The sequence below is a fragment of the Streptomyces luteogriseus genome, assembly GCF_014205055.1.
Classification (GTDB): Bacteria; Actinomycetota; Actinomycetes; order Streptomycetales; family Streptomycetaceae; genus Streptomyces; species Streptomyces luteogriseus.
In genome coordinates, this window is sequence record NZ_JACHMS010000001.1 from 7,973,346 (window position 1) to 7,992,046 (window position 18,701).

An 18,701-nucleotide genomic window follows, 5' to 3' on the forward strand; every position below is an offset into this window, starting at 1 on the left:
ACCCTTTGACGCTGGTTCAGACGCAGCCCCGTTCGGCGGACGCCGACCCCATGCACAGGACGGCGGCGGAGGTCATGGACGCGGCCGGACCCCAGGTCTGTGACGACATGAGCGTGGAGGTGGCGCTGGCCGTCATGGCCGCCGCACGCACGGGCCGACTGGTCGTCTGCGACCAGGACGGCCAGTGCACCGGCCTGGTCACCCGTACCGAACTCGCCGCGGTCCGTGACAGCTCCGACTACACGGACCGGGTCCGCCTGCGCGACATCCTCGGCGACCACGGTTCGTTCGCCTCACCCGTGACCACGATGGCCGAAGCCGAGCACGCGATGCGCACCCGTCGGCTCGGTGTCCTGCCGGTGGTCGACGAGCAAGGCAGCGCCCTGGGCGTCCTCGCCCTCTCCCGCTGAAACACCTGGCCCCTGGTCGGACCGTTCTCCCCCTCTTCTCTCTGTGAGGCCACATGCGCTGCGTCATCGCCCGCTTCCCCTTCGAGCTCACCAAGGGCGGCGTGCTGGAATCGATGAAGGGCATCAAGCCCGAACCGGTCACCGGCGAATCGGTGATCATCGGCCGCCGCCACTACCCCGTGAAGCAGGTCGGCCAGGTCGTCACGCGCCAGGACCGCCGTGACTTCAGCTCCGCCGAAGTCCTGCGGGCCATGGCTCAGCTCGGCTTCACCTGCCGCGCCGTTCCCAAGGCCGCGCCCCTGGGCAGTCTCAGCCCGATGCAGCACGCCTCCGCGATGCTCGGCACCCCCGTCACGGTCTGACGGGGTAAACAGACACGAGCCGACACCTGAACAGCAGTGTGGGCCCGACCGGTACGCCGGTCGGGCCCACACTGCGTGCAGCCGGTTCCCGTCACCGCTGCCCTGCCGCAGTTCCTTCGGGGCCCTGGTGCCAGTACGGCGCCAGGGCCCCTCCACGCGTTCCACAGAGCGGTGCAATGACAGCAGACGACACGTTCGGCCGATTCGATGACGACGACTACCCCGCGAACACCATGGGCCGGGCCGCCGAACTGCTCGGCACCACACAGGGCTTACTCCGGGCCATCGGCGAACACCGCCTCATCACCCCGCTGCGCTCCGCAGGCGGACATCGCCGCTACTCCCGCTACCAGTTGCGCGTTGCCGCCCGCGCCCGGGAACTCGTCGACCACGAGACCCCCATCGAGGCCGCCTGCCGGATCGTCATCCTTGAAGACCAGCTCGAGGAAGCCCAGCGCCTCAACGCCGAATACCGCCGCGCCGCCGAATCAGCGAGCCCAACGGCAGCAGCATGAGGCGAGCGTGCCCGTCAGCGTCGGTGGGCGCCGTACGCACGGGCTCGGTGTGCGGTTGATCATTTCCTGTGGTGACGCGGGGTGTTGGCGTGTAGCGTCTGCGTCAGCTGTCGTGGTTCGGAATTCCCTCTTGCCCACGCCTTCGGTGTGGGCGTTTTGCTGTGCTGTGCCGCAGGGACCAGGGCGATCACCTCCGTCTGCCACAAGGAGTGGGAGGCGTTCATCGACTGGAAGGCATGAGACATGGCTACGGGAACTGTGAAGTGGTTCAACGCGGAGAAGGGCTTCGGCTTCATCGCGCAGGATGGCGGCGGCCCGGATGTCTTCGCGCACTACTCCGCGATCAACTCCACCGGCTTTCGTGAGCTCCAGGAGGGCCAGGCCGTGACGTTCGACGTCACCCAGGGCCAGAAGGGCCCGCAGGCCGAGAACATCAACGTGGCCTGACCTCGCAGACCTGGCCGAGAGATCGCGCACGCCGCGTCCAGGTGGCCGCCGCCCCTGCGGGTTCTGCCACCCACCCGGACGAAGGCGCCTGCTCTCGTGCCGGCCGGCAGGATCAGGGGCCGCGCAGCAATGGCTGCGCGGCCCCTGATCTGTGGAGGGCACCGGGGCCGGTGCGACTTCGGCCCGAACCTCCCGACCTCAGTCGCTGCAAGCGTCGTCGGGCACGGGCGCCGCATGTCCTGCGCGGCTGCCGTGAGCTCGAAGGAGTCGACGCTCAGACACTCCTCCAGGCGTCGAGGAAGGCTTTCCGTCCAGCCGGATCGTCCGACCTGCGGTCCGCGTGCAGGACGCGCCAGGCGGTGAGCTCGATATCTCGGAGCCACAGTTCTCCGATGACCTGTGTCTTGACGTCGGGCAGATGGTCGGACTCGACGAGGGCTTGACCGATCACCTCCCCGGCCGCGACGCGCTGGGGCGCGGTCATCTCATCGACGGCCGAGAGGATCTGCCGGGCCAGGGCGGTTCCTTCTCCTGCCAGGGAACGCAGCACCGGAGCCTTGATGTTGGCGGGCAGCAGGTACGCGGTGCCCGACGACCTCCACAGGTCCGACCAGAAGCGTTCTCCTGCCTTGGTGGGGGCAGGTAGCGCGGCCAGCAGCCCGAGGAGACGGCCGGTGGCCGCATAGCCATCGGAGTGGGCGGCTGCGACCACCGCGATCCCGGCGACGCGCTCCACGTCGAGCTGGCCGGCTTCGAGATGCGGTGCCAGGTCCAGTTGGTGTTCCAACTGGTCTGCCAGGGCGGTGGATACGTGGGGGCGGACCTCAGGAAGCATCGGCGATCCTTGCGCGTAGGCGAGCGGAGATGCCCGCTCGGAAGCCCTGATCGTTCCCATGACCAGCCGTTCTACTCGGCTTCGGCACGCCCGATCGGTGGAAGCCTCAAGGGGACTGGAGTTCACACGGCGGCGAACCGGCCCGCGCCCGGCGACGTAACTCTGGGGTTCTGGACCGACCTCCCGTCATGTGTCCGGGTGAGGTTTCCTAGCATGACCGCATGATTGCCAGTGACGCCCAGGAGCCCGGGGGAGGACGAGAAGCTGTGTCCCGGGACGCCGCTGAAGTCGATTGTGGTCACGTCGCGTCAGCGCGCGGAGAGCGCCGTGCAGACGGGCTGGCCGACCCATCACAGGGCGACCATGCGGGGGAGGGGGCTCACTCGGTTGCTGCTCTGGTGGAGCGGGTGTCTGACCTGGCCGAGCCGATCAAGCCGAGGTTGCGTGGCTGGCTCCATACCGGAATGGTCCCCGCCGCACTGATCGCAGGCGTCGTGCTCATCTGCCTGGCCCGTACTCCGCAGGCGGCCCTGGCCTGCGCCGTGTACTCGGTCACCGCCTGGCTGCTGTTCGCGACCAGCGCCATCTACCACCGCGGCACCTGGGGACCGCTCGGCGAGGCTCTTCTGCGACGCCTCGACCACGCCAACATCTTCCTGATCATCGCCGGCACCTGCACCCCCTTGGCGGTGCTCCTCCTCCCGCCGGACCGGCGGTCCGTGCTGCTGTGGATCGTCTGGACGGGAGCGTTGGCCGGCATCGCGTTCCGGGTCCTGTGGGTCGGAGCTCCGCGCTGGCTGTACACCCCGTGCTACCTGGCGCTGGGGTGGGCACCGGTGAGCTACCTGCCCGACTTCCTGCACACCGGCGGAGCGGCCGTAGTGGTCCTGATCGTCGTCGGCGGTCTCCTCTACAGCGCGGGCGCGGTGGTCTACGCCCTCCAGCGGCCCGACCCCGCACCCCGCTGGTTCGGCTTCCACGAGGTATTCCACGCGCTGACCGTGCTGGGCTTCACCGCGCACTACACCGCCATTTCCCTCGCCACCTACTGACCCCGCGAAAGCGTTCCGGTCCACCGCTCATCGCCCACGTCGCAGGGTGCTGGACCGCGACGGGCCGGGCGGTCGCCGACGCAATCGCCCCGCGGGTGAAAGCCGTCCGCGGTCCGGCCTGCAAGCTGGCTGCTCTCCAAGGCCGACGCTCGGTAATCAGGTGCCGGGGGAGAAGCGAAAGGAAGACGAGACAGCGGTCTTGAGCTGACGTCGGAGGGGCCCGTGTTCGAGGCGGAAGACATCAGGGATGGCGAGGCCACGACGTGGTCGACTGTCAGCGCCACGGACAGCGAACTGCTCGCGGGGGACGAGAGGGGTCTTTGCGCACGACGAGCCGGCCTACCGAACGGGTGCGGGCGGCGAATGTTGCCTCGCCCGCCGCACCGACTTCGTCGCCTGGCGGGCCGGGCAGGTGTGACTTTGATCGGTGGTTGGCGGGTGCCGCAGCCGGACCGGCTGGTCGCGTAACGTCTTTGATCTCTGGTCGGCGGGTTCCTAGATTGATAGTTGGCGGTTCGGAGACCGTGATCCGTGACTCAACGTGAGGAGGGTCTCCGCCCGCCGACGTGGATCAGAAGTGCGTTGCGATGCCGAACACGCGGCGGAGTTGTGCCATGTCGTGACGATCGCGCTCCGAGGGCTCGCAGCCCTGGTGGAAGTAGACCTGCTGTTCGGTGGACAAGCACGCGACTGACGTCCCATGGATGGTGCCCGTCACGAAGCACGAGGACGGGTAGGTGAAGGGGCGCCCGGGTTCGGGTGACGCCTGTACTGCTGAATGCAATAAGCGCTCAGGCGAGAGCCTGGAGGCCGGTGGGCCACAACAGAGTGGTGGCCGCCCAGGTGAACCCTGCGCCGAAGGAGGTCACGACGACTCGTTGCCTGGCTTCCAGTTGCCCGTCGATCGCGGCGTGACTTAGCAGCAGGGGGATCGAAGCTGCAGAAGTGTTGCCGACTCGGGCGATGTTGGACGGTACGCGTTCGGCCGGAATGCCCAGGGCGTTGGCTACTGCTGCGCTGATGCGTGCGTTTGCTTGGTGGAGGATCAGCCTGTCAATGTCCTGGGCGGCCCATCCTGCTGCGGTGGCTGCCTCTTGAGTCACGTGAGTGATGCGGCGCACCGCGTGACGGAATACCTCGTTTCCGTGCATGCGTACGTAGAGATTCTCCAGGTCGGCAGTGGTTCGTGAGGGGCTCCGGGACCCGCCACCGGGGATGACGATGGCGTCTGCGTGCTCGCCGTCGCTGCCCCATACGGCTGGTCCGAGGGCTCCGGGTTCGTCGGCGTGTCCGGCTGTGAGTACGACTGCACCCGCTCCGTCACCGAAGATCGGCGCGGTGGATCGGTCGGCGGGGTCGATGACGGCCGACATCTTCTCCGCTCCGATGACCAGTACGGTGCCGACGGTTCCCGCGTGGATGAGTCCCGCTGCGGCAGTCGTTGCGTAGACGAAGCCCGAGCATCCTGCACCGAGGTCGAAGGCGGGCACTTGGCACAGGCCGAGTTGGTGGGCCACCACCGGTGCGGTGCCAGGCACGTGATGGTCCGGAGTGGCGGTGGCCAGGATGACGGCGTCTACGCGCTCGAGCTCCGCCGATTTCATTGCCCGCAGTCCTGCCTCCACGGCCAGGTTACTGGTGGCAGTCGCCGGATCGGCGATGTGTCGCTCGGCAATACCGATACGGGTGCGGATCCATTCATCTGTCGTGTCCAGGCGTGCTGCAAGGTCGGCGTTGCTGACTTTCAGTGGGGGCAGATAGGACCCCAGGCCGATCAACCGCGCGGCAGGCACCGGCGACGGAGGCATGGCTTTACGTGCAAAGATCAACGGTTTGTCTTCTCTGTGCTCGCTCGTTGGCGTCAGCGGAAGGGATGCCTTCGGAATTGCGGACTGACCGGCTGCGCGTTGTGATCCCGCCGGCGTGCTGCCGCTGCGGCCGGTGATGACCGGCGCTGTTGACTGGGGAGCCGGGGCGCGACTACGCCTCGGGCACTGCGTGTGGTCGTTCTGTCTGGGGGTGGAGACCCTGCTCTTGCGGACTCGCGTGGTCGGGGGATGATGCTGTCCGTTCAGCTACGAGGCTGACCAGGTCGTCCATGGTGGTCGGCTTCGCCAGCTCGTTTTCGGTGATCACGACGCCTAGGCGCTCTTCGAGAATCATGGACAGCTCGGTCACCGCCAGGGAGTCGATGCCGGCTTCCTCCTGCGTCGCCTGACGCGTGATCGATTCGGCCGGCAGGTTGCCCTGGTGGACCAGGATGCCTTTGATGAAGTCGAAATCGATGACGACTGCGGTATCACGGGCAGCGGCAGGTACGGGGAGCGTCACGCCGGCGTGGGGAAGTTGCTCCGCTCGGCTGCCCGCCTGAGGGTCGTCGTCAGAGCGCGGGAGGTCGCCCACGGCGTCGTGGAACAGACTGGGCAGCTGGTTCAGGCCGGGGAGGGCGGCGTCGGTAACGAAGCAGATGCTGGTGGTTCCGTTGTAGCTGCAGGCCACGATCGACGCCGGCTGGTGCCGGGGGAGCCAGGTGAAGGGCTGGAGGCGGGTGACGGGGTCCTGTTTGTAGCGCAACGGCCGGTGGACGGCGAGGTAGGACGTGCTGATCGTGGCTCGGTCGGGTGTGGTCAGCCGGGTCGCCAGAGCATGGAAGGCGCGTGCGGGGACGAGGTCCATCACGGAGCGCATGGCCTTGTGGCGGGCCGGGTCTTTCGTGGTGCGGGTGGCGGCGATGACGTGGTCGAGGCGGCCTTCGGCTGTCGACTCGTGGCAGGGCAGGGGCGCGGGTGCGAAGGTGAAGAAGTTTCCCGGCCGGTCGTGGTCCTCGGTCCGGCGCAGGTTGACCATCGTGATCGCTGGGAGCGGCCTGCCGGCGCCGAGGGGCCAGGATTGTGCTGCCCATGTGCGCAGGGCTCCGCTGAGGGCGGCCAGGAAGCCGTCGTTCGTGTCGCCGCCGCGGGCGGTGGCGGCTTGCCGCAGCCGCTGGGTGGGGACATCCGCCCAGTTGATATCGCGGTGGCCGGTCAGGGACAGTTCGGTGTCGCTCCAGGCGTTGTTGATGGCGCTTGCGGTGAGCATGCCGCGCACGGTGCTCAGGTAGGCCGCGGCGCCTGCCCGGAGCGCTGGGCGCGTGGTGGGCGAGGGTGCGGTGCCGAACAGAGCGGTAAGGGTACCGAGGAGGCCCATACCGTCCTGGGTGCTGTGGTGCGCTCGCAGGCAGATGGCATAACGCCCCGGGGCGTACCCGGCCAGCAGCCAGATGTCCCACAGTGGGCCCTCGGCGGGCAAGGGGTGCGCGACAAGACCGGTCAAGGCCGTATCGAGGTGCTGGTCGCCTGATGGCAGGTGCTGTTCGCGGACGCGGTGGTTAAGGTCGGGGGCTGGGTCGTGGTGCCAGCGGGCTTTGAGTCCGGGGCCGTGGAGGTAGTGGGTCAGGCGCGGTTGGTCTTTCAGGTGGGAGCCGACATAGGCGCGGAGTTCGCTGAGGGTTGGAGTGGTTCCTTCCAGGTGGAGGATCACTCCGATGGTCTGGGAAATCGTGGGATAGACCTGGGCCATGTCGTGCATGGTCAGGTCCATGGGCCTGGGACGCAGGGGCACGGTCACGGGGTTCTCCGCGGTGGTGGTTCGGTGGGGTGGGGGGACAGACGTCAGGTCAGGCCGGTGTGAGCCGGAGAATCGGCTGGAAGTGTCCCGAGCGTTGGGCGAAGGAGACGTAGGTTGGCCCGGCTTGGATGAAGTGGTTCCGGGCGGCGGTCCGCTCGATCCCTTTCAGACGGTCGGTAGCGGCTCGGTCGAGGTTGGTCGGGGACTCGTCGCATCGGTGCACGTGGCTCCCGGATACGGCCAGGGGCCAGTCGATGCCCGCTGCACATCCCGTGGCCAGGCATAGGTGCCCGGGCAGGGAAGCCGGTTTGGAGCGCGGTCTCATGGGGCTGTCCTCCGGGCGAGTTGCGCATTGCTGTGCTGGCGGCCCGGCACGGCAATGCGGGGTGGCCGGATGCGAGGGGTGAGGTGGCACAGAGCGAGAAGAGTGAACGCGTCGGCCAATACGGGGACGTGATACGGGAAAGGACGCGGGCCGAGCATGTCGGGAACGGAGCTGATGCTGCCGTCGGGACGCTGCTGCGTGAGCAGGTAGCCAGTGGCGTGCGCAGCGGGAGCAGGGTCGCGCTGTCCGGCCAGGATGATCAGGGCGTAGGCGGTGCTGATGGCATCGCTTGAGGCGCCGTCCCTCTGTCCGAAGCCGCCGTCCGCGTTCTGTGTGCTCTGCACCAGGCCCGCGATCCGACCGCTCATGTCTTGGACAGTCAGAGAGGCCTGCCGGTGGAGGGTGGCGAGGTAAGCCCTGAAGAGGGTGTGCAGGCGGCTGCTGCTCCAGCCGGGGGGAAAGGAGCCGTCAGGCATCTGACGGTCGGCGAGGAAGCGCAGAGCAGGCTGGATGAGGTGACGGTGGCGGTCCTGGGTGCTGAGCGCGTTGATCGCGGCGGCGGTCATGCACGCCTCGGAGGGAGTGCCCGCTCCGTAGGTGGGGAATCCGCCGTCGGCGCCGCGGACCGCGACCAGTGCGTCCAGGGCACGCTCAATCGGGTCGCGGTAGGCGACCGGGTCCAGCTGATGCAAGAACTCGACTGCGACGGTGGTGCAGTCCGTGTCTGAGAGCTCAGCATGGTCGGTGTACGACCAGCCGCCGTTCGCGTGCTGAAGATGCACAAGGTGCCGGGCGATGCGGTGCATCACCTCACGCGGTGCGCCGGCACTGCCCAGAGCCAGACCCACGACGACGGTGCTCCACGTGTCGGTGTCCGTGACGAAGGGCAGGCCGCCGTCCTCCCGCTGATGCCTGAGGGCAGTACTCAGGCCGGCATCGACGACGCTCTCCATACCGGGGACGTCCACGAGGGCATGCAGGACTGACAGGTGAATGAAGAGGTTTCCCTCCCACACCCTTCCCGGACGTTGGGTGGATGCCAGCCGAGTGACATCCTCCCCGCCAGCGCGATTTCTACCTACCGCCCGGCCCAGGATCGCGTTCACCGCAACGGTCTGCACCGCAGCCCAGGGATGGAGCGCGCTCACATCGACAGCATGGGGAGCGGCGTCGGCATGGTCGGTAGCCACGCCCAGCATGGTGAAGATGGCCTGCACCAGGGCTCGTTTGCGTGAACCGGTGAAGTCCGGTACCCGGCTGACGATGTCCTCGAGGGCCTGGCGACGCGCCGGCTGCCTGGTGCCCCGGCCCAGGGCAGCGGCGGCTACGGTCGCATCAATAAGGTCTTCGCTGTTCTGATGGCGCTCCAGGTAGCTCACGATGCGAGTACGCGCGTCGTGGTGGCCAGATCCACACCGCTCCACCAGCGCCAGGGCGAGCGCGGATTCGAGGACCCGACTGCGGCAGGCGTCGCGCACGGCACCGTCCGTACCCACCCGGTTCAGCACGTGCACCAAAAGACGTCCGCGCCCGGCAGGCAGCGCTGCTGGGAAGTGCGACGGCAGCCAGGCCGGGGGGAGCTGCTCGGCGGCAGGGGGTCTCATCGGTGGGACAGTCCTTGGATGGCGCGTAAAACACGGTCGAGCGTGAATCGGCAGGGCGGGCGAACGAGGCCGGTCACACGGGCCGGGGCGCCCAACGGGCATCGAAGCGATGGGTGACGCCAAGCCAGTGCAGCGTCGCGGCTACAAAGGACCCGAGTGCCGCCACGTAACGCCGTATTTCCTCCCGCTCAGTTTCGGGAAGGGCAATCGCCGTCAGCGAAGCGGCCAGGGCATGGAAATCCCTGACACGGTCATCGCGCATTGCCGTGGCGTGCTCGCGTGCCGAGGACAGGGAGCAGTCGCGCTCACGGCTCACCACCGTCACCAGGTTGTCGCGGCCCTCCCGCAGGTCATCCTCGGCCGATACCAGGTCATTGCTCCAGCCGGCCACATCAGCCACGGCCCGCCGCAGGGCCCTCATGAGGTCCTCCCCCATGGGCAGGCCGGGCCAGGGCGCGCCAGCGGTGCACTCCAGGATGTCTGTCATAGGCAGGGCGGTGATGGTCCGGCGACGCCGCAGCACGTAGTCACTGAGCCCCATCGGGGCCCGGTCGATGCGGCCGGCGGCCTCTTCCTGCATGGCCAGGGCGAAGTCGCGGTAGTCGGCAACGAACCGCTTCCGCCACTGAGGGGACATCCGCGGAGCCGTTCGCCGCCACAAATCATCCAGGGCCTGCTCAATCCCGCTGGCGGATCCGGCAGGGCCGCCGGTGATCACGTTCAGCAGCCGGGTGAACAGCGACGCGACCTTTTCCGGCCGGATATCGACCCGGCTGCGGTCGAACCGGTCGTCGACCAGACAGATGAATGCCGCCCACTGCGCCGTCAGTTCCAGATCGGCGTCGCTCGCCTCCGGCACCGTCAGCTCAGCGAGTTTCCCCAGCCGCATAGCAAGCAGACGCCCTTCTTCAAAAGCGTCAACCACCAGCCTCAAGCCCCGCGCCCATGCCAGCACCGCAGCGCTGGTCTTCTCAGCCCGAACCTCACCCAGCAGACCAGCACTGACAAGGCCGGCACCAGTCTCCCCCCACATCCGACTCAGCCCAACCCCGGTACCACATCGACACGGCCCGCCAGCGTGGCCAGGCTGCTCCCAGTGGGAACCGGCGACGTGCCGAACGCTCGAGAGAACACCGCCGCACCGTCCGGCTTGAGCGTCGTACTGAACGGCCTGCCCTCAACCGAGCCTGGCGAATTCACGGAGGGCATAGTGACCGTGATCTTCGTCATGTCGAGCTCGTACGTGGACAGATCAACCGGCAGCGTCGCTTCATCTCCGACCGTCGCATCCACCAGCATCGACCGCTGCGCCAAGTCACCGTGCGCTCCGGTGAAGCGCAGAGTGCGCCCGTCCGAGGCCTTGGTGAAGGTCAGTCCACCACTCGCCGTCCAGGACCCCTCGGTCAGGTCGAGACTGATCTTGCCCTTCATCGGCCACTGCACGCACGGAGTCGGCCCTGAAGGGTCCAGCACAGCCGGAGCATCAGCCGCCATCACGACTCCGTCAGCCGCCAGATGCTCAGCCGCCGCTGAAGACAAGCACCACGTGGTCGTCCCTGCGACAGGCATCACGGGTCCCGCAGCCACTGCCGCAGTCACGCCAACGGCTGACAGGGAAACAAGAGCAGTGGCGATCACCGTGCGACGTCGCATGAGCAAGCCTTCCGTTGGACGGCTGCCAGAATTGCCCATAACACCTCCAACATCTGGTGAGTGAACGTTTTCGCACCCGAAGTTCACCTGAAGGCGTGAGGCCCCGCTCCAGCTGCGTGGCGACGAGAACGCACACGTCGGTCCACCACATCGGCCACCTCGCGTGCGGGTTCCGTTTCAATACCCGTCCTGTTCGGCCGCACCGCGACCTGGGGACACCCCGGCACGCCCCAGGTGCTCGCCGTGCATCTGCAACGGGACCACGAGAAGCGGACGTTCAGCTTCGAGGAGGCCCCGCTGCCGCTGCCCGCGATGGCGCATCCTGGCTCATCCACCGCGGCTGCCCGCGCGATGCCATCGGCCTCGACCCCGAGCTGGGCCCGCCGCCGACTGACGAGGCCACGCGAGCACGCCTCGCCGACGACGGCGACCACTACGCCATGGGCTATTCCTACACCAGCGACGACCCGGACGACATGGTCGTCGTCGTGGCACTGCGTGCCCTGGACGCTCACCCTGCGCGAGGGCGGCTTCACGGTCGACGAGGCCCGGCAGTGGTGCGACGACCGGCTCACCGGCGAGGCCGGCCCTCTCCCGCCGGTCCGCCCGGCAGCCGCCCGGCCGGTGTGGCGAAGGCCCCTGCCTCGCGCCAGGCCGTTCGCGCTGAGCGCTCAGCCCGATGCGGGCGGCGCAACATAGCCGACGATCGCCGGTTAGCCTAACCGGCGATTCTCCGGACTCTTATACAGCCGCCGGGGCAACCCCCGCGGCGCCCTTCCATACATTCCCCACGCCTTCACGGAGGCTTCTTCCGCATGCGCTCCACCCGAATTGCCGTATTCGCGGCGATGCTCGGCGCACTCGCGCTGCTGGTGCTGTCTGCCACCACCGCCAGCGCCGCGACCGTACCCACCGCAGCAACCGCCGCCCCCGCCGCCAGTTGCCATCACAGACAAGACGACCGGCGTCGAGGGCTGGGTCTCCGGCACTTACGTCTACCGGGACGTCCGTATGCGCCTGGACTGACCGGGCTTCAGCACGTCCCGGCAAGCGGCTGATCCGCCGAGTACAGGGCCCCTCACATTCCCTACGCATCGGCCCAGCCCAGCCCGGAACAGGAGTTCCCCCTTGTTCGACGGCATATCCGAGGATTCTGCGGATGTCGTGGGCGTGCTCACCGAACGGATCGCAGCGCGCTTCGACATGGGCATGGACCAGTTGAAGGCCGCGGTCGCCGCCGCGCCGACCGCGAATCCCGACGCCACCGACGTCGTCAAGTGGCACAACCTTCTCGTCGAGGCTCAGTCCGTGCTGGAGCGCGCGAAGGACGACCTCATCGCCGCACTGCAGACCAGCCCAGCGAGGTCGACGACCCGACGATGGGCCTTGCCCACCGGGTGAACGCGGCCGTCACTGCCCGCGACGGCCGGGCCATGGTGGTGCGCTGACTCCTCGACCCGAATGCCCCAAGGAAGAAAGACCTCGCCGCAGAGCGCCTCGCCCGCCTTCGGCCCCGCACCAGGCCTGCGGTGCAGACCAGCGCCCCCAACCGGCCCGCGGGTTCAACCGGTACCGGGCTATCCGCTCCGCCCCCCCGCACGACCGGTGCTCACCCCCGTTCGGGAACGACTGCCACGGGACAGGCTGCGTGATGGAGCACGGCATGTGTGACGCGGCCGACGTGAGGGCCGAAGCGTCCGTGAGGGTGCCGGGCGCCTACGACGAGGAGGGCGGCGTCCGCCGAGGCGTCGAGCAGCGCGGCGCGGGCCGGGCCCTCGATGACCCGCCGACGCACCTCGACTCCTGGATGCTCCTCGGTCTGCGCGCGTAGCCCGCTCTCCAGAGCCTCCACGGCACGCCGCCGGTGCACACGGGCGGGTTCGCCGGTGAAAGGGGCGTGGTCGGTCGCCTCTTCTGCCGGGACGTCCCAGGCCCACACCGCCTCGAGCGGCACACCGCGCCGGGCCGCCTCCCGGAACGCGAACCGCACCGCCGCCGAGTCAGCCGGTTTGTCGGGGACGCCCACCACCACACGCCGCCCACGGCTCCGTGGCCCGGTCCGGTTGTCGTGGGCGCCGCGCACGACGACCACCACACCATCGGCGCGCCCGGCCACGGACAGACAGACCGAGCCGGACAGCAGCTCGGCGGCGCCTCCCCGGCCGCGAGACCCGATGACCAGTACGGAGGCCTTGCGCGCCGCACGACGGAGCACGGGTACCGGCCCCTCGGGCACGACCTCGGTGGTGACCTCGGTGCCGGGGACGCGCTGCCGGGCGCGCTTCGCCGCGGCCACCACGAGCACGTCGGTGAGTATCTGCTCCGACCGCTCCTGCGCCGCGGGGAAGACCGCCTGTTCGTAGCGCTCCCACAGCGAGGCGTACACCACGTGCAGGGGGACGCCGCGCAGCGCTGCCTCGTCAGCGGCCCAGTCGACGGCCTGCAGGCTGGCCTCGGAGCCGTCGGCACCGACGATCACCGGCAGGTCCATGTCCTCATCCCTCTCTCGTGCACCGCGTCGGTCGTGTGCGACGACGGCTACCCGGGCGGCCGGGTCAGTTGCTCGCACGACCCCACCGCGATCCCTGCTTCCGCCACTCCGCCTCCCACGCACGGCTCCGGCGCCGGTCGAGGACGACGCGCGCTGCGTAGAACCCGGCGGCTGCCGCGGTGGCGACGCCGAGGAAGGCGGCGGCCCCCATGAAGGTTGCCACGATGTCCGCCTGGCCCGGTGTCTGCGGTTCGGTCGTGAGCCGGTCCTCCCGGTCCATCCACACGGCAACCCGCTCCCCGGCCTTCAGGCCGGCGTTCACCCGGGTCCTGCCGGTGTGCGATGTGCCGTCAGCCGCGGTCCAGCGCACTGTCGTGATGACGTGGTCAATGGCCACTTCACCGCTGACGAAGCCGCGGGGCGCTTCGCGGACCAGGACGGCGGTGGCCGGGCGACGCTCCGCGCGTTGCCGGGCGAGTGAGTCCACCGTGGCCCGGGCGCTCAGTACACCCGCCACAGGGCCGGCCACGGCCGTCACGAGCCAGACGGCCAGCAGGATCCAGGCCTCCAGGACGTCTTCGCGGCGACGCAACGGGCTGCGGCGCCAGCGCCACAGGTGTGATCGTCGGACGGTTGTGCTCGGAGTCATCGTGCTCACCTCCGGCTTCCGTTTCCACCCTTGCGCCGAAACGGCGTGGGCGGGAGGGGCCGTTCGGGCAGGACCGAAGCCTCACGCGGACCGACGGGCCTTGTCGTCAGGGGGAGTGCATGCCGCTCGGGCCGTGTGCGTCAGGGGCGTCCCCGGGGCACTGGGCAGGGCCTCAGCCGGGAGTCCCCTCCAAGCGGTGGCGCAGATTTGAGTCCACGGACACCACGCCGTCGACGCCGCCGCACAGGCGCTCGATGACGGGGATGATCTGCTCCGTCTCCACCCGGCCCTTGAGGGTCACGCGGCCGTCGCGCACGGCCACCGCCACGTCGGAGGGGGCGAGGCCCAGAGTCCGGACGAGGACGTCACCGGTGATCTCGTCGCGCAGCGCCTCGTCCCGGCGCAGGAACACGCGCAGCAGATCAGCACGGCTGACGATGCCGACCAGCGTCTCCGTCTCGTCCACCACGGGCAGCCGTTTGACGCGTTCGGTGTCCATGAGACGCGCGGCCTCGACGACCGTCCACTCCGGCCGCGCGCAGACCGCGGGAGCGCTCATCAGCTGTTCGGCCGTGATGCCGTCGTTCGCGGCGCGAGCCCCGTTCGACGCGTTCGGCGACCGCGGCAGGCCGCTGGGGTCGGGCCGTGCCGCGACCGTGCGGAGCAGGTCCGCTTCCGACACCACTCCGACCGGGTGGCCGATGTCGTCGACCACCGGCAGGGCCGTCACCTCGTTCTCGGACAGCAGGCTGACGATGTTCTTGAAAGGCGTGTCCCGTCGCGCCAGGACGACGCCGTGGGTCATGAGATCTCCGACGGTGCGGTGCTGCATGACGCTCCTCCCTCCGGTCCCGCGACCGACTGCGGGGCACGCCGGCCTGGCGGTCGTCCGCATGTCTTCGCACCTTCAGCCTGACCGGAGGCCGTGGTCCTGCGCTTGGGGCCATGGTGCAGAGCAAGGGGTCTGTTCGTCCCGGTCCGCCGGGACCTTCGGCCCGTTGGTGCCGGCCCCGTACCGCCCCCGCTCCGGTGGCGGACGCACGTATCCCGACCCGAGCCCGGGGACGCTCCTGCGCGTGGCCGACGCGCTGGGGACCACGCTCCTGGGACTCCAGGGCGGTGACCAGGAGCGGCCTCCAGGCCGGGGAGAGGCGCTCCACCACCCCCGCCTGCAGGAGCTCGGTGAGCAGCAGTGCCGCGCACTGCTCTCGACACACGGCGTCGGGCGGGTCTCGCTGACCACACCGCGCGGACCCGCCGTCTTCCCCGTCATCTACGAGAAGTGGTCGACGACGCACCGAGCCGGGGCTGGAGCGTCCTGGTGGTCGGCGTGGCCAGGGCGGTCACGGACCCCGACGCGATCGCCACCTTCGAGGAGCAGGCGCACACGAAGCCCCGGGCCGGAGGCCGGCGCACGCTGTGGGTGTCGATCGGCGTCGATCGTCTGACCGGGCGCCGCATCACGGCCGACGACTCCTGACCGCACGCGTGCCTCGTACTCCCGCCCGTCTCGCGCCTCGCACTTCTGCCCGTCTCGCACAGCGCCGGCGAGCAGGAGATCCACGCGGCCTCTCAGCGAGGGACGTCGCGGGGGCCGCGATCAGTGGTCGGGTTCCTTCTCCTGACGGACCACGACGACCGGGCATGCCGCGTGCTGGGCACATCGCTGGCTGACGGACCCCAGCATCGCCCGTGCGAAGCCGCCTATTCCCCTCCGGCCCACGACGAGAAGCTCGGCCCCTTCGGAGGCCTGGATCAGCGCCTCGGACGGGTCCCCCTGGACAAGGTGTTCCCGCAGCCGCGGCGGACGCTCGCCAGGAAAGACGGCGCGTACCTCCTGCGCGAACCGTTCCCGCGCCTGCTCCAGATCGAAGTCCGGGTCGGCCGCCGGTCCGCTCCAGCCCCGGGCGGACGGCGTGTCCCAGACGTAGACCGCGTCCACGGCACCGCCGACCATCCCTGCGTGACGGACCGCCCACCGCAACGCGGCACGGGAGGCGGGAGACCCGTCCACGCCCACGACCACCCGTGGAACAAGTTCAGAGGATTGCATGGTGACCTCACTCAGCAGTGGCTGTCCCCGTACTCCACGCTGCCCGGACCGGCGCGCGGGAGGAAGGGCCGACCGGCCCTGGTCGGGCCATCGGGACCGGGAGCGGGCCGGGCCGTTCGGCCCATGACGTCCCGGGGGGCGTGGGCGAGGCGGAGGTGTCGGGAAACCTTCCCGGGCAGCGGAGGACGTCATGCACGGCTCTGTGTACACAGTGAGCGATCAGGCTGTGCGCGCGGCCGCCTAGGGGCGAGAGGACGGCCGACCAGGTGAGATCTTGTCCACGTACTTCATCCGGGTTCCCCCACCCGTACTCCGCCGGACAGGGCCAGATCGACGTCGACCACGCCTTCGACGGAACGCACCAGGCGGGCGACGATCGGCACCAAGGAGGTGTCCCGCACGCGTCCGGTCAGGGTGACGACGCCGTCGGTCACGTGCACCTGCACGGGCTCTGGAGGGGCGGGGAAGAGGGGCACGAGGATCTCGTGACGGATCTCCTCGGCGATCTCGTCGTCGGTCCGCAGGAACACCTTGAGGAGGTCGGCGCGGCTGACCACGCCTTCGAGGAGGCCCTCGTCGTTGACGACGGGCAGTCGTTTGACGTTGCGCTGGGCCATGATGCGGGCCGCCTGTGCGAGTGTGGCGTCGGGATGGACGGTGACGGCGGGGGTGCTCATCACATCGGCGGCCGTCATCCCTCCGGCCTTGGACAGATCCGACAGACGGCGCATCTGCGTGGCCCGGTCGGGGTCGCTGTCGCGGAACTCCTCCTTGAGCAGCAGATCGGCCTCGGACACGACGCCGATCACCCGGCCCTCACCCTCCAGCACGGGAAGGGCACTCACCTTCCACTCGTGCAGAAGCTTGACGATGTCCTTGAACGAGGCGTCTCGGCCCACCGCCACGACGGTGTGGGTCATGACGTCGCGGACGATGTGCGGGCTGATGCGCATGGTGTCCTCCTCGGGGCGTCGGGTGCGGGCACACGCCCCGAAAGGCGTACGCCAGGCTGCCTGGGGTTCTCCGGGATGACCGACGGGCCGCAGCCGGCATCCGCTCGGCGCTCCAGAGCTTCTCGCTCCGCGGGCGCGGGAACGTCTTCGGCACCTTCCCGGACCACGGGGCCGATGACCGTGCGCCGCCGCGCACCCGGGAGCCGGACCGGGGCACTCGACCCGCCCCTGTCCAGGACGCCGTCCGCCGGGCTGTTCGTCATCGTCGTCCTCCGCCTCCCGCTCGGGCCCCTGGTGCCAGCCTGTGCCTCCCGGGCCCGCGACACCACGGGCCGCCCGGTACCGTCATGGGGACCTTCGGCCTCCCGTGACCGATGCAGACGTTCGAGAGCTCACGACAGCACCGAGCATTCCTGGCGGGCCTACCCCCGGCCGCTCCCGGACGCGGGTCCCGGCTTCTCGGAGAGGCTTCAGGCGCGCAGGGAGGCGAGCCAGCCGGTCAGGAGCCGGTTGATCTCGGCGGGACGCTCTTGCTGGATCCAGTGGCCGCAGCCGTCGAGGATCTGGGAGGAGACCAGGCCGGGCAGGGTGGTGGGATACGCCTTGATCGCATCGGCCATCCACGTGGTGGAGGCGTCCAGGCCGCCACCGATGAAGAGGGATGGCCGGGTGAGGGGGGCGCCGTCGTAGTCGGCGAGATCTTCCCAGTCCCGGTCCATGTTCCGGTAGCGGTTGAGCGCCCCGCTCACGCCGGTCCGCTCGAACTCCCCGGCGTAGACGTCCAGGTCGTGCTCGCTGAGCCAGACGGGCAGCCGACCGGTGGGGAAGCGGTCGCGCAGCCTCCCGCCTCGGCTGACGAAGTGCGGGCCGGGTGCGTCGGGGGCGGGCATGGTGTCGGCGGACAGGGCGGCGTAGAAGCCCGCGAGCCAGCCGCGCACGTCGGGCTCGATCTCCGCCTCGGCCCGGCCGGGCTCCTGGAAATAGGAGACGTAGAACTCCTCGTCCCCACCCAGCCGCGCGAAGACCGTGCTGGGCCGCGGCCCCCCGCGCGGGGCGTAGGGAACACTGAGCATCCCCACCGCGCGAAAGACGTCCGGCCTGACCAGGGCGGAGTTGGCGGCGATGACCGACCCCCAGTCGTGGCCGACGACCACCGCGGACTGTTCGCCCAGGGCATGCACCACGGCGGCGTTGTCCTCCACCAGCTCCAGCATCCGGTACGCCTCGGTGTCGCCGGGCTTGGAGGAACGGCCGTACCCGCGGACATCGATGGCGGCCGCGCGGTACCCGGCCGCGGCCAGGACGGGAAGCTGGTGGCGCCAGGAATACCAGGACTCCGGGAAGCCGTGCACGAGCAACACCAGCGGCCCGGTGCCTTGCTCCACCACGTGGATCCGGCCCGCGGGCGAGGAAACCAGCCGGTGCGTGACTGCCGTGGCCTGCTCCGACATGACTCCTCCAGGATCCTCGATCTGCCCCGCGCCGAGGCAGGTACCCGATCATGCGAGGAGCGGCGCGGGCGTGGCGAGTCTTGTTGCCGGTCCGGCAAAGCCGTTCCGGGCGGGCACGGTCGCCTCAGGACGTGGCGATGCGCTTCGCCCGGGCTTCGTCGGGCTCCGGCCGTTCGGACAGGGGCGACCGGCCCCCGCTCCGACCGCGACGGACCCCCTCCGGGGATGGGCCGAACGTCCTCGGCCGGGGCCCGACCGTCCCTGCCTCCGATGGAGTCGGGGTGGGACCGTGGGA

19 protein-coding genes and 2 pseudogenes are annotated in these 18,701 nt (G+C 69.5%); 8 read left to right on the plus strand and 13 right to left on the minus strand.

Annotation, left to right across the window (positions count from 1 at the left end; genetic code table 11):
* Positions 1 to 5: 5 nt before the first annotated feature.
* The 4 genes from BJ965_RS35415 (at position 6) to BJ965_RS35430 (ending at position 1,734) form a co-directional block, all read left to right on the plus strand.
* Positions 6 to 410: a CBS domain-containing protein gene (locus tag BJ965_RS35415; protein WP_184914935.1), complete on the plus strand. Its 405-nt coding sequence runs from the start codon at positions 6 to 8 to the stop codon at positions 408 to 410.
* A 53-nt stretch (positions 411 to 463) separates the two neighbouring features.
* Positions 464 to 772, plus strand: coding sequence for an SCO5918 family protein (locus BJ965_RS35420; RefSeq protein ID WP_184914938.1), 309 nt, complete (start codon positions 464 to 466; stop codon positions 770 to 772).
* Positions 773 to 948: 176 nt separating this feature from the next.
* Positions 949 to 1,287 (plus strand): MerR family transcriptional regulator, encoded by a 339-nt coding sequence (locus BJ965_RS35425; protein ID WP_184914942.1) that lies wholly within the window; start codon positions 949 to 951, stop codon positions 1,285 to 1,287.
* A gap of 243 nt (positions 1,288 to 1,530) precedes the next feature.
* Complete coding sequence (locus tag BJ965_RS35430; protein WP_031104458.1) at positions 1,531 to 1,734, plus strand: cold-shock protein; 204 nt, start codon at positions 1,531 to 1,533, stop codon at positions 1,732 to 1,734.
* 274 nt (positions 1,735 to 2,008) lie between these two features.
* Here the strand turns inward: BJ965_RS35430 and BJ965_RS35435 are convergent, their stop codons facing one another.
* The gene (locus BJ965_RS35435) at positions 2,009 to 2,569 is read right to left on the minus strand and encodes a hypothetical protein (protein WP_184914945.1); all 561 of its coding nucleotides are present in this window, start codon (positions 2,567 to 2,569) and stop codon (positions 2,009 to 2,011) included.
* 221 nt (positions 2,570 to 2,790) lie between these two features.
* Between BJ965_RS35435 and trhA the strand changes: the two genes are divergently transcribed.
* Complete coding sequence (trhA, locus tag BJ965_RS35440) at positions 2,791 to 3,621, plus strand: PAQR family membrane homeostasis protein TrhA (protein WP_184914948.1); 831 nt, start codon at positions 2,791 to 2,793, stop codon at positions 3,619 to 3,621.
* A 571-nt stretch (positions 3,622 to 4,192) separates the two neighbouring features.
* On the opposite strand, the gene BJ965_RS39670 is transcribed toward trhA, so the two are convergent.
* The 6 genes from BJ965_RS39670 to BJ965_RS35465 form a co-directional block, all read right to left on the minus strand.
* A complete protein-coding gene (locus BJ965_RS39670; protein WP_376777963.1) occupies positions 4,193 to 4,405 on the minus strand; it encodes a nucleotidyltransferase domain-containing protein in 213 nt (70 codons plus the stop codon).
* Positions 4,406 to 4,412: 7 nt separating this feature from the next.
* A complete protein-coding gene (locus BJ965_RS35445; RefSeq protein WP_313667533.1) occupies positions 4,413 to 5,450 on the minus strand; it encodes a beta-ketoacyl-ACP synthase III in 1,038 nt (345 codons plus the stop codon).
* Between the two features lie 151 nt (positions 5,451 to 5,601).
* Positions 5,602 to 7,227, minus strand: a complete 1,626-nt coding sequence (locus BJ965_RS35450; RefSeq protein ID WP_184914953.1) for a wax ester/triacylglycerol synthase domain-containing protein — start codon at positions 7,225 to 7,227, stop codon at positions 5,602 to 5,604.
* 321 nt (positions 7,228 to 7,548) lie between these two features.
* On the minus strand, positions 7,549 to 9,066 hold the full coding sequence (locus BJ965_RS35455) for a prenyltransferase/squalene oxidase repeat-containing protein (protein WP_184914956.1): 1,518 nt from the start codon (positions 9,064 to 9,066) through the stop codon (positions 7,549 to 7,551).
* Between the two features lie 163 nt (positions 9,067 to 9,229).
* Positions 9,230 to 10,111, minus strand: coding sequence for a terpene synthase family protein (locus BJ965_RS35460; RefSeq protein ID WP_184914959.1), 882 nt, complete (start codon positions 10,109 to 10,111; stop codon positions 9,230 to 9,232).
* 83 nt (positions 10,112 to 10,194) lie between these two features.
* Complete coding sequence (locus BJ965_RS35465; RefSeq protein ID WP_184914962.1) at positions 10,195 to 10,587, minus strand: hypothetical protein; 393 nt, start codon at positions 10,585 to 10,587, stop codon at positions 10,195 to 10,197.
* Positions 10,588 to 11,307: 720 nt separating this feature from the next.
* Here BJ965_RS35465 and BJ965_RS39675 point away from each other — a divergent pair.
* Together BJ965_RS39675 and BJ965_RS35475 are read left to right on the plus strand one after the other, a co-directional pair.
* On the plus strand, positions 11,308 to 11,508 hold the full coding sequence (locus BJ965_RS39675) for a hypothetical protein (RefSeq protein WP_246546155.1): 201 nt from the start codon (positions 11,308 to 11,310) through the stop codon (positions 11,506 to 11,508).
* Between the two features lie 429 nt (positions 11,509 to 11,937).
* Positions 11,938 to 12,461 (plus strand): annotated as a pseudogene (locus tag BJ965_RS35475) (hypothetical protein).
* Here BJ965_RS35475 and BJ965_RS35480 read toward each other — a convergent pair.
* The 3 genes from BJ965_RS35480 to BJ965_RS35490 all read right to left on the minus strand — a co-directional run bounded on the left by BJ965_RS35480 (position 12,419) and on the right by BJ965_RS35490 (position 14,781).
* Entirely contained in the window at positions 12,419 to 13,300 is an 882-nt protein-coding gene (locus tag BJ965_RS35480; RefSeq protein ID WP_184914965.1) for a universal stress protein, read from the minus strand. The pseudogene BJ965_RS35475 and the gene BJ965_RS35480 sit on opposite strands and share 43 nt — an antisense overlap.
* 64 nt (positions 13,301 to 13,364) lie before the next feature.
* Positions 13,365 to 13,949, minus strand: a complete 585-nt coding sequence (locus BJ965_RS35485; RefSeq protein WP_184914968.1) for an Rv1733c family protein — start codon at positions 13,947 to 13,949, stop codon at positions 13,365 to 13,367.
* Positions 13,950 to 14,121: 172 nt separating this feature from the next.
* Entirely contained in the window at positions 14,122 to 14,781 is a 660-nt protein-coding gene (locus BJ965_RS35490; protein ID WP_184914972.1) for a CBS domain-containing protein, read from the minus strand.
* 217 nt (positions 14,782 to 14,998) lie between these two features.
* On the opposite strand from BJ965_RS35490, the pseudogene BJ965_RS40620 reads away from it, so the two are divergent.
* Positions 14,999 to 15,429, plus strand: a pseudogene (locus tag BJ965_RS40620) (pyridoxamine 5'-phosphate oxidase family protein); the annotation flags it as partial.
* A gap of 120 nt (positions 15,430 to 15,549) precedes the next feature.
* Here the strand turns inward: BJ965_RS40620 and BJ965_RS35500 are convergent.
* The 3 genes from BJ965_RS35500 to BJ965_RS35510 form a co-directional block, all read right to left on the minus strand.
* Entirely contained in the window at positions 15,550 to 16,002 is a 453-nt protein-coding gene (locus BJ965_RS35500; RefSeq protein ID WP_184914976.1) for a universal stress protein, read from the minus strand.
* A 287-nt stretch (positions 16,003 to 16,289) separates the two neighbouring features.
* On the minus strand, positions 16,290 to 16,955 hold the full coding sequence (locus BJ965_RS35505; protein ID WP_184914990.1) for a CBS domain-containing protein: 666 nt from the start codon (positions 16,953 to 16,955) through the stop codon (positions 16,290 to 16,292).
* A 470-nt stretch (positions 16,956 to 17,425) separates the two neighbouring features.
* Entirely contained in the window at positions 17,426 to 18,406 is a 981-nt protein-coding gene (locus tag BJ965_RS35510; RefSeq protein WP_184914993.1) for an alpha/beta fold hydrolase, read from the minus strand.
* Positions 18,407 to 18,701 lie beyond the last annotated feature (295 nt).